Origin of the sequence: Janthinobacterium sp. BJB401 (genome assembly GCF_013372745.1) — a bacterium.
Lineage (GTDB): Bacteria > Pseudomonadota > Gammaproteobacteria > Burkholderiales > Burkholderiaceae_D > Janthinobacterium > Janthinobacterium rivuli.
Genome location: NZ_JABXFH010000016.1, coordinates 107,229 through 116,944, shown reverse-complemented (window position 1 = coordinate 116,944; position 9,716 = coordinate 107,229). Strand labels below are relative to the sequence as shown.

Annotated in this window: 5 protein-coding genes; 2 read left to right on the top strand and 3 right to left on the bottom strand. The window is 61.7% G+C overall.

Annotated features, from left to right (window positions below):
* Positions 1-45: 45 nt before the first annotated feature.
* Complete coding sequence (locus tag HWE17_RS13115; protein ID WP_176389027.1) at positions 46-2,244, bottom strand: OsmC domain/YcaO domain-containing protein; 2,199 nt, start codon at positions 2,242-2,244, stop codon at positions 46-48.
* Between the two features lie 228 nt (positions 2,245-2,472).
* On the opposite strand from HWE17_RS13115, the gene HWE17_RS13110 reads away from it, so the two are divergent.
* Complete coding sequence (locus tag HWE17_RS13110) at positions 2,473-3,000, top strand: hypothetical protein (protein WP_176389026.1); 528 nt, start codon at positions 2,473-2,475, stop codon at positions 2,998-3,000.
* A gap of 76 nt (positions 3,001-3,076) precedes the next feature.
* Here the strand turns inward: HWE17_RS13110 and HWE17_RS13105 are convergent, their stop codons facing one another.
* Together HWE17_RS13105 and HWE17_RS13100 are read right to left on the bottom strand one after the other, a co-directional pair.
* Positions 3,077-5,479, bottom strand: a complete 2,403-nt coding sequence (locus tag HWE17_RS13105) for a TonB-dependent receptor (protein ID WP_176389025.1) — start codon at positions 5,477-5,479, stop codon at positions 3,077-3,079.
* Positions 5,480-5,656: 177 nt separating this feature from the next.
* On the bottom strand, positions 5,657-6,451 hold the full coding sequence (locus HWE17_RS13100) for a PhzF family phenazine biosynthesis protein (protein WP_176389024.1): 795 nt from the start codon (positions 6,449-6,451) through the stop codon (positions 5,657-5,659).
* Between the two features lie 97 nt (positions 6,452-6,548).
* Here HWE17_RS13100 and HWE17_RS13095 point away from each other — a divergent pair, with 97 nt between their 5' ends.
* Positions 6,549-9,689: an error-prone DNA polymerase gene (locus tag HWE17_RS13095; protein ID WP_176389023.1), complete on the top strand. Its 3,141-nt coding sequence runs from the start codon at positions 6,549-6,551 to the stop codon at positions 9,687-9,689.
* Positions 9,690-9,716: the final 27 nt, after the last annotated feature.

Sequence of the window (9,716 nt, the reverse complement as noted above, 5' to 3'; positions counted from 1 at the left end):
CCGGTTCTGTTCGTCATAACTCCACAATAATTTCCCACGACCTACTTAGCGGGCCGCTGCCTTGGCGCGCGCCGCGTGCAGTTTCTTGAAGCTGTCGATCAGGCGCTGGTGCCGGTCGAGGCCTTCCAGTTGCATGCTGGTCGGGGTCAGGCCGAAGAAGCGCACGCTGCCGTCCACCGAGCCCAGCACCGCGTCCATCCGTTCGTTGCCAAACATGCGGCGGAAATTGACGACGTAGTCGTCCAGCTCCAGTTCGTCGTCGAGTTCCACTTCCAGCACCACGTTCAAGGCTTGATAGAACAGTTTGCGCTCGAGCGTGTTGTCGTTGTACTGCAGGAAGGTTTCCACCAGCTCTTTCGCTTCTTCGAATTGCTGCAGGGCGAGATGAATCAGCAGCTTCAATTCCAGGGTCGTCAGCTGGCCCCACACGGTATTTTCGTCAAACTCGATGCCGATCAGGGTGGCGATGTCGCCGTATTCGTCGAGCTCGCTGTTTTCCAGGCGGTCGAGCAAGTCTTCCAGGCTGGCATCGTCCAGTTTATGCAGGTTCAGGATGTCGGCGCGGAACAGCAGCGCCTTGTTGGTGTTGTCCCAGATCAGATCTTCGACCGGATACACTTCCGAATAGCCGGGCACGAGGATGCGGCAGGCGGTGGCGCCCAGCTGGTCGTACTCGGCCGTGTAGACTTCCTTGCCCATGCCGGCGAGGATGCCGAACAGGGTCGCCGCTTCCTCGGCATTCGAGTTTTCGCCGTGGCCGGAAAAATCCCACTCGACAAAATCGTAATCGGCCTTGGCGCTGAAGAAGCGCCACGAGACGATGCCGCTCGAATCGATGAAGTGTTCGACGAAGTTGTTTGGCTCGGTGACGGCTTCGCTGGCAAACGTCGGCTGCGGCAAGTCGTTGAGGCCCTCAAAGCTGCGGCCCTGCAGCAATTCGGTCAGGCTGCGCTCGAGCGCCACTTCCAGGCTCGGGTGCGCGCCGAACGAGGCGAACACGCCGCCCGTGCGCGGGTTCATCAGGGTGACGCACATTACCGGATACACGCCGCCCAGCGATGCATCTTTGACCAGCACGGGGAAACCTTGTTCTTCCAGTCCTTGGATGCCGGCCAGGATGCCGGGATACTTCGCCAGCACGTCCTGCGGCACGTCGGGCAGGGCGATTTCGCCTTCGAGGATTTCGCGCTTGACGGCCCGCTCGAAAATTTCCGACAGACATTGCACCTGCGCTTCAACCAGGGTATTGCCAGCGCTCATGCCATTGCTGACGTACAGGTTTTCGATCAGGTTCGAGGGGAAATACACGACCTCGCCATCGGAATGGCGCACATACGGCAGCGAGCAGATGCCGCGCTCGGCATTGCCGGAGTTGGTGTCGACCAGGTGCGAGCCGCGCAGTTCGCCATCGGGATTGTAGATGTCGAGGCAATACTCATCGAGTATCTCCTTCGGCAGCGCATCCTTGCGGCCCGGCTTGAACCAGCGCTCGTTCGGGTAGTGGACGAATGGCGCGTTGGCGATGTCCTCGCCCCAGAACGATCCGGCGTAGAAATGGTTGTTGCTGAGGCGCTCGATATACTCGCCCAGGGCCGACGCCAGCGCGCTTTCCTTGGTCGCGCCCTTGCCGTTGGTGAAACACATGGGCGAATGCGCGTCGCGGATATGCAGCGACCACACGTTCGGAATGATGTTGCGCCACGAGGCGATTTCAATCTTGATGCCCAGGCCCGCCAGCAGGCCCGACATATTGGCGATGGTCTGTTCCAGCGGCAAATCCTTGCCGACGATATAAGTATTCGCGCCAGGGGCCGGATTCAGGGCCAGCAAGGCTTGCGCATCGGCGTCCAGGTTCTCGACTTCTTCGATGACGAACTCGGGACCCGTTTGCACCACTTTTTTCACCGTGCAACGGTCGATCGAGCGCAGGATGCCCTGGCGATCCTTGGCCGAAATATCGGCCGGCAACTCGACCTGGATCTTGAAAATCTGCTGGTAGCGGTTTTCCGGATCGACGATATTGTTTTGCGACAGGCGGATGTTTTCGGTGGAAATATTGCGGGTATCGCAATACAACTTCACGAAGTAGGCCGCGCACAGGGCCGACGATGCCAAAAAGTAATCGAACGGACCAGGCGCCGAACCATCGCCCTTGTAGCGGATGGGCTGGTCGGCGATGACCGTAAAATCATCGAACTTGGCTTCGAGACGCAGCTTGTCGAGAAAGTTGACTTTAATTTCCATGAGGTAATCCAATACTGTGCTTATGAGTTAGGCGCTATTATCCGTGCTTTCTGCCGCAGGGCAAAGATTGTTCACTGCGTCCGTGCTGGCTGGAAGCCGCTGGGGCGGGCCAAGGGGGCACGTTCCCCTACGAAGCAAGCGGATAGTCCATGGCTTTTCACCTATCGCACTGAAGGTTGTTTCTCTATTATGATTATTCTTGCTGATATACAAGAATCGCAAACTGTGATGGACGAGCTCGCATCGCATTGCGATTTTGACCTTGGCCGCGCCGCTCGGGACAGCTCCTGGATCACGCTGCAGCCAGAACATCCTTTCATGGTACTGGCCGGTGAAAGCAGCGGTGGCGTTTTTCTGGCGTACGGTGATGGCGAGGTCGAACGACGCCCTGTCCTGTATGTTACATCCGAGGGGCAGGCGGGCTGTATCGCCACCAATCTCACGGAGTTGATTGCCATGATGCTGGCGCTGCCTTACTGGCGCGACCTGCTCAAATTTTCAGAGGGTGGCAACTTGAAAGAGATGCTACAGGCCGCTCGGTTCAGCGAGCAGGACTACGTAGACGAATATGCCGAATTTTCTGCTGCCAGGAAACGGATATTGGATACATTACCTGTTCCTGTTATTGCTGATCCAGTCAAATTGCTGCATGACTGCGTACGCGCCACCGATTGCAGTGTCGTGGCCGAGGACGGCTGGCCTTACGAGTCGCTGTTTCATCATTTCAAATCAAGCGACAATCCAGGCTGGACGTGAGTGTATGGACGCCAGCATGAAAAACAGCGGCTGCCCATGCTGGCGCAGCCGCTGTTTTCTTACGCAGGCAAGGTGATCAGAACTTCACCCACAGCCGTCCGAAGTACGAGGCGCCGTTCAGGCCGAACTGCACGCTGTCGTATTTGAAACCGTTATCCGTCTCGTTTGCGTTTTGCGTGGTGGGCTTGACGTTGAAGATGTTGTTGCCGCCAAAGGTCAGCTTGGTGTTCTTGCTGATGCTGTAAGTAAAGCTCAGGTCGGCCGAGATCTTGGCCGCGTAGCGGGCGTTCGGCACGCCATTGGCCGTGCCGCTGAAGGTGCCCAGGGTTTGCGGGCCAAAGTAGATGACGCGCAAGTCGGACTCCAGCTTGCCCGTGATGTAGTCGAAGCCCAGGGTGGCTTTCGCGCGCGGGCCGCCCTGTTCGATGAACAGGCGTTCGCGCTCGGACAGCAGGACATCCTCGAAGCCCGTCAGCGAGGCGGGCGTCTTGACTTTCGTCACTTCCGTTTTGCTCAAGTTCAAGGCCAGGAAGGTGTTCAGGCGGTTGCCGGCCAATTCTCCCTTGTGCGAAGCCGTCAGGTCCAGTCCGCGCGTGCGCGTGTCGACGGAATTGACGAAAAATTGTGCCTCCGTCACGCCCAGCTGGGCCAGGCGCGCGGCCAGGTCCGGATAATTGCCGGCATTGAAACGGCCCGACAGCACGATGCGGTCCTTGATCTTGATGTTGTACAAGTCGGCCGTCACGGAAATGGCTTGCGTGGGCGTCCAGGTGGTGCCGAACGTAAAGCTGGTGGATTTCTCCTCTTTCAGCTTGGGAATGCCGGCCGCATTGGCGACGGCGCCGCCATTCGGCGCCAGCACCACGTCGGTGGCCACGCCGCTGACGAAGTCGGTAAAGGTGGACGAGAAATACACTTGCTGCAACGATGGCGCGCGGAAACCCGTGCTGGCCGAGCCGCGCAGCAGCACGTTTGGCGCCACCTTGTAGCTGGCGGCCAGCTTGCCCGTCACGGTGGAGCCGAAGTCGCTGAATTTTTCATAGCGCAAAGCCGCCTGGGTTTTCAGGCGCTCCGTCCAGTCCAGTTCGACGTCGCCATACGCGGCGATACTGTGGCGTTTGGCTTTCGTCACATCGCTGGGCTGGAAGCCGGGAAATCCCTGGCTGCGGCCATTGCCGCCCACGCCCACGCCGTCGACGTCGCTGTAGGAGCCCGGTTCGCCGGCCATGATCTTGTATTCCTCGCTGCGGTATTCGGCGCCGAAGGCCACGTTCATGCCGCGCATCACCGTGTCGTAGTAGCGGCTGAAGTCGGCATTGCTGGTCAGTTGCTGGAACGAAAAGCCGCCCGCGTCAAAGCTGCTGGCGCTGACGCCCTTGCCGCCGTTCATCAGGTCGAGATTGGCGATCGAGGCGTTCAGGGTATGACTGACGTCGTAGCGCATCTTGTTGTAACCATAGGTTTGCGAAAAGTCCGCATGCCATTCGCCGATCTGGCTGCGGTGGCCGATGGTGGCGTACTGGTCGTCGATCTTGCCGTTAATAAAAGGCACGAAACCATCGGGGTACATGGCGGCCGAATTGCGGGCAGGGACGTCAACGCTGCCGATGCCGTCGCGGCCAAACGCGGCGCTCGAGGCATCGCGCGTCTGCGCGCCGGCCGTGAAGTACAGCTTGCCCGTGCCGCTGGTGGCGTAGTCGCCATTCACGTACAGGGTTTTGTTTTCGGATTTGGTGTCGCCGATGATGCGCATGCTGTCCGCGTCGGCCCGGTTCGAGCGGCCCCGGTCCAGGTATTCGCCCGTGATGGCCAGGGTGCCCTTGTCGCCCAGCGCGATGCCGCAATAGGCCGAGGTCATGTAATTCTTGCCGTCGCCTGCGGAATACTGGCTGTAGCCGGCCACGGCTTCGCAACCCAGGCTTTTCTTCAGTTCGATGTCGATCACGCCGGCGATGGCGTCCGAGCCGTACTGGGCGGCGGCGCCGTCGCGCAGCACTTGCACATTCTTGATCGCCAGCAGCGGAATCGCATTCATGTCCGTGCCCGTGTTGCCGCGGTTGCGCGCACCGAACAGGTTGACGAGGGCCGTCGTATGGCGCCGTTTGCCGTTCACCAGCACGAGGGTCTGGTCGGAACCGAGGCCGCGCAGGGCGGCCGAATCGATCAGGTCGGCCCCGTCGGCGCCCGACTGGCGTGTGGAATTGAACGAGGGAGAAATGTATTGCAGCGATTGCGCCAGGTCGAACTGGCCGCCTTGCTCGGCCACCTTGGAAATCGGAATGATATCGACCGGCACCATGGTATCGGTAGAGGAACTGGCGACGCGGCGCGAGCCGACCACGCTGACCGTTTGCACGGGGCCGTCCGTGGCCGCAGGGTCGTTGCTCTGCGCCATGGCGGCGGGACTGAAGGCGGCCATGGCGGCGCTGCCGTACAGGCTGATGAGGACTGCTTTACGCAAGGTGGTGAGGGTCGGCACGCAGTATCTCCAAGTGGCTGATGAGCAAGATTCGTGACTTGATTCTAGTGCCATCATTTCAGCATTCACCAGCGATACTTTGTTTTGTTATTACAAATTTGATGTAACTGTTGTTTCCTGGTTGATTATCTTTTGACAGCTGCCTGGCTTGCCTTGTACTGGTGCGGCATGCTCCGTTCAGGTGCTGCGTTGCACCATGCCGCCCACCAGGATTTCCACAGGGCTGTATTGCACCTGGATCAGACACGGCTGCTGCGTCACGTGGCCCTGATGCAGGCGCAGCGACTGTTGCAAATGTGCTGACAGCGCGCCCGCCGCCACGCCCGTGGCGCTGTCTTCCAGCGCCGGGTCGAGGTGGTTGAAGTTGCGGCCCTCGTACTCGTGCTCGCCCGTGCGGCAATACGCATAGCAGCCATTGATTTGATGTAAAGCGCTCCAGTCGGCGATCAGTTCCAGGTTCGGCCGCAGCGCGCGCAGGGTGGTGCGGTCGGCCACTTCCAGCAGCAGTTTCGGGCTGCCGACGGAGGCGATGACGGGCGGTGACAGCAAGTGCATGTGCTGGCCCATCAGTTCGGACGGCACATATTTTTCCAGCATGACGGACGGTGCTGGCTGCGGCGCCAGGCCGATAAACAGACCGGCTGCGTTGTACACCAGCTGCAAGGCTTGTCCGCGCATGGCCGTGGTGACCGTCAGGGTTGCCGGCGCGCCAGGCGCCGTCAGCAGCACATGCGCGGCCGCCAGGGTGGCGTGCAGGCACAGGGGACTGCGCGTGTGCGGATAAAAATAGTCGAGCACGAGGCATCCCTCCGCGCCGTCCGCCTGCCGGTCGATGAAGACGCAGGCGCTGACCTGGCGCTCGCGGGCGAATTGCTGGCGCGCCGTTTCGCTACTGTCGTCGTTTTCCACGACCAGCGCCGCATTGCCGCCACCGGGTGCGGCGCCGAAACATTTCAAGAGATGGACGATCATGGCGGGCGATGCGCAAGGTAAAACACCAGCATAACCGAGAAGCCGTATTCCAGATGAGTATAATATACTGTGTTTATATACAGTATTGAGGTAGATCATGTGGGGCGCCGTCTTACCCGAGTATGCTGAGTTGTACTGCCTGAGCAATTTCAGCTTCCTGCATGGGGCCTCGCATGCGGAAGAGCTGGTGGCGCGCGCCGTCCAGCTTGGCTACAAGGGGCTGGCCATTACCGACGAGTGCTCGCTGGCGGGTGTCGTGCGCGCGCATGCGACGGCCAAGCGGGCCGGTTTTCCGCTGATCATCGGCGCGCATTTTCATTTGACGCAGGCCGAAGGCAGTCCGGCCCTGTCCCTGCTGGCGCTGGTGCGGGACATCGAGGGTTATGGCAATTTGTCGGAACTGATCACCATGGCGCGCACGCGGGCGGCCAAGGGGCGCTATTTGCTGACGCCAGACGATTTTGCCGCGCCCTCGGCCGAGTTTTCCCATTTGCAGGGGCTGCCCGGTTGCCTGATGATCTTGCTGCCCAGCTATCCGGCCCAGCCGCAAACCGTGCGCGCACAGGGGGCGTGGATGGCGGCTACCTTTGGCGGCGAGCGCAGCTGGATCGGCCTGAACCTGCTGCAGCGGGCGCAGGATGACGCGCACCGCGGCGCCGTGCAGGAGGCGGCGCAGGCGCTGGGCTTGTCCGTGGTGGCTGTGGGCCATGTGTGCATGCACGTGCGTTCGCGCAAGCCCCTGCTCGACACCCTGTGCGCGATACGCGTGGGTAAACCCGTGGCCGAGTGCGGCTACGCGCTGGCGCAAAATGCGGAGCAGCATCTGCGCGCGCGCTTGCGCCTGGCCAATGTGTATCCGCCGCAGGCGCTGGCGGAAACCGTGCGCATCGCCAAGAAGTGCACATTTTCCCTCGACAGCCTGCGCTATGACTATCCAGTCGAGCTGGTGCCGCACGGCCACACGCCGGCGACCTATCTGCGCGAAGAAACGTATGCGGGCGCGCGCAGCCGCTTTCCGCTGGGTATTCCGGCCAACGTGCAGGAGCAGATCGAGCAGGAACTGGAACTGATCGCCGAGCTGTCGTATGAAGCCTACTTTTTGACCGTGTACGACATTGTGCGCTTTGCCCGCTCGCAAAATATCCTGTGCCAGGGCAGGGGCTCGGCCGCCAATTCGGCCGTCTGCTATTGCCTGCACATCACGGAAGTGGACCCGGCACGGGGCAACTCGCTGGTCGGGCGCTTCATGTCGCGCGAGCGCAACGAGCCACCCGATATCGACGTCGACTTCGAGCACCAGCGGCGCGAGGAGGTGATTCAATATATCTACGGAAAATATGGGCGCGAGCGGGCCGCGCTGGCGGCCGTGGTGATCAGCTACCGGCCGAAGAGCGCCTTGCGCGACAGCGGCCGGGCGCTGGGGATCGACCTGGCCATCGTGGAAAAAGTGGCCAAGGCGCACCGCTGGTTCGACGGCAAGTGCGATCTGCTGGATCGCCTGGCCGAATGCGGGCTCGACCCGGAGGCGGAACTATCGCAGCAGTGGGCCGGCCTGGCGCAGCAACTGCTGGGCTTTCCCCGCCACCTGTCGCAGCATCCGGGCGGCTTTGTGATTGCGCAGGGAAAATTGTCGCGCCTGGTGCCGATTGAAAACGCCAGCATGGCCGAGCGCAGCGTCATCGAGTGGGACAAGAACGACCTCGAGGAGCTGGGCCTGATGAAGGTCGACGTGCTGGCGCTGGGCATGCTGTCGGCCCTGCGCCGCGCCCTGGAACTGGTGGGGACGCGGCGCGGCGAGGAATTCCGCCTGCAGGATATTCCCGCCGAAGACCCCGCCACCTACGACATGATGTGCCAGGCCGACACCATCGGCGTGTTCCAGATCGAGTCGCGCGCCCAGATGAGCATGCTGCCCCGGTTGCGCCCCCGTGAATTTTACGACCTCGTCATCGAGGTGGCGCTGGTGCGTCCCGGCCCCATCCAGGGCGGCATGGTGCATCCGTATCTGCAGCGGCGCCAGCAGAAAGAACCGGTCGACTATCCGAAGGGTCTGGAAAAGGCGTTGGGACGCACCCTGGGTATTCCGATTTTTCAGGAGCAAGTGATGCAGGTGGCCATCATCGCCGCCGATTTCACGCCCGGCGAAGCGGACCAGTTGCGGCGCGCCATGGCGGCCTGGAAACGCAAGGGCGGCATGAACAATTACCATGACCGCATCGTCGATGCCATGGTGGACAATGGCTATGAGAAAAAGTTTGCCGAGGCCATCTTCAGCCAGATCGAGGGCTTTGGCGAATACGGTTTTCCCGAGTCGCACGCGGCCAGTTTCGCGCTGCTGACGTACGCCAGTTCCTGGCTGAAATGCCACGAACCTGCCGCCTTTCTGTGCGCCTTGCTCAACAGCCAGCCCATGGGCTTTTACAGTCCCTCGCAACTGGTGCAGGATGGTCGCCGGCATGGCGTGCACGTGCTGCCCGTCGACGTGGCCGTCAGCGGCTGGGAAGCGGCATTGGAAGACGGGCAGGGCGCCGCGCCCGCCGTGCGCCTGGGCTTGAACAGCCTGTTCGGCATGCGCGTCGAGGCGGCTCTGCGCATCGAGGATGCGCGCGCCATCGCCGCTTTTGTCGACGTGGCCGACCTGGCCCGGCGTGGCGGCCTGGACCGTCATGATTTGCAGGTGCTGGCCGCCGGCAACGCCCTGCACGCGCTGGCTGGTCACCGGCGCGAGGCCTTATGGCAGGCGGCCGGCGCCGTGCCTGACAAGGATTTGCTGCGCGTCACCACGCAAGAGGAAGACTTGCCCGTGCTGGCCGCACCGACGGAAGGCGAGAGCATCGTCAGCGACTACCGCACGCAAGGCCTGACCCTGGGCCGCCACCCGCTGGCGCTGCTGCGCAGGCAATTGCTGGAACAGCGTTTCCTGCCCGCGTCCGCGCTGGCCAGCTACACGGATGGCCAGCTGGCGCGCGCCTGCGGCATCGTCACCGTGCGCCAGCGTCCGGGCACGGCCAAGGGCGTGATCTTCATGACACTGGAAGACGAGACGGGCACCGTCAACGTCATCGTTTGGCCCGACCTGGTGGAAAGCCAGCGGCGCGAAGTGCTGAGCGCGCCGCTGCTGGGCGTGTACGGCGTGTGGCAGCGCGAGGGTATCGTGCGCAATCTGGTGGCCAAGCGCCTGGTCGACATGTCGCATTTGCTGGGACGCTTGCGCACCAGCAGCCGGGATTTCTGTTGATGCTTGTCAACATTATCCAGGTGGTGG

Bases quoted from the DNA above. Each gene is read 5' to 3' on its own strand.
- HWE17_RS13115 (WP_176389027.1), bottom strand. From the start codon at position 2,244: ATGGAAATTAAAGTCAACTTTCTCGACAAGCTGCGTCTCGAAGCCAAG.
- HWE17_RS13110 (WP_176389026.1), top strand. From the start codon at position 2,473: ATGGACGAGCTCGCATCGCATTGCGATTTTGACCTTGGCCGCGCCGCT.
- HWE17_RS13100 (WP_176389024.1), bottom strand. From the start codon at position 6,451: ATGATCGTCCATCTCTTGAAATGTTTCGGCGCCGCACCCGGTGGCGGC.
- HWE17_RS13095 (WP_176389023.1), top strand. From the start codon at position 6,549: ATGTGGGGCGCCGTCTTACCCGAGTATGCTGAGTTGTACTGCCTGAGC.